Raw genomic sequence first — 412 nt, 5'->3', positions numbered from 1 at the left:
AAAGAGATATTTGGGGAGTTCAGCCGATGACAGGACCAACTGGTCTTATCTTTGCGATGCGCTCTCGCGTAACCAGCCAAGCTGGCGGCGAAGCGTTCTACAACGAAGCCGATACTGCATTCTCTGGTAATGCAACCCCAGTACACAACGCCAAATTGGGTGAAGGTTCTGAAACAACTGGTGTTGGTATGGGTACAACTGAAGCAGAAGCTTTGGGTGACGGTAACGGCACTAACTTCGCAGAAATGGCTTTCTCAATTGAAAAAGTCACTGTTGCGGCAAAGTCACGCGCTTTGAAAGCAGAGTACACAACTGAACTAGCACAAGACTTGAAAGCTGTTCACGGTTTGGACGCTGAAACAGAATTGGCAAACATTTTGCAGTCTGAAATCATGCTGGAAATTCAACCGCG

At 47.6% G+C, this 412-nt stretch carries 1 protein-coding gene; it reads left to right on the top strand.

All coding sequences use genetic code 11. From position 1 onward, the window contains the following. Nucleotides 1–26 precede the first annotated feature (26 nt). The coding region (locus EOC83_RS32635) for a hypothetical protein (RefSeq protein WP_245441858.1) at nt 27–412 on the top strand (386 nt) is incomplete at its 3' end.

The organism is Mesorhizobium sp. Primo-A, from assembly GCF_003997175.1.
GTDB lineage: Bacteria > Pseudomonadota > Alphaproteobacteria > Rhizobiales > Rhizobiaceae > Mesorhizobium > Mesorhizobium ciceri.
This window is presented reverse-complemented; position numbering and strand designations above follow the sequence as displayed.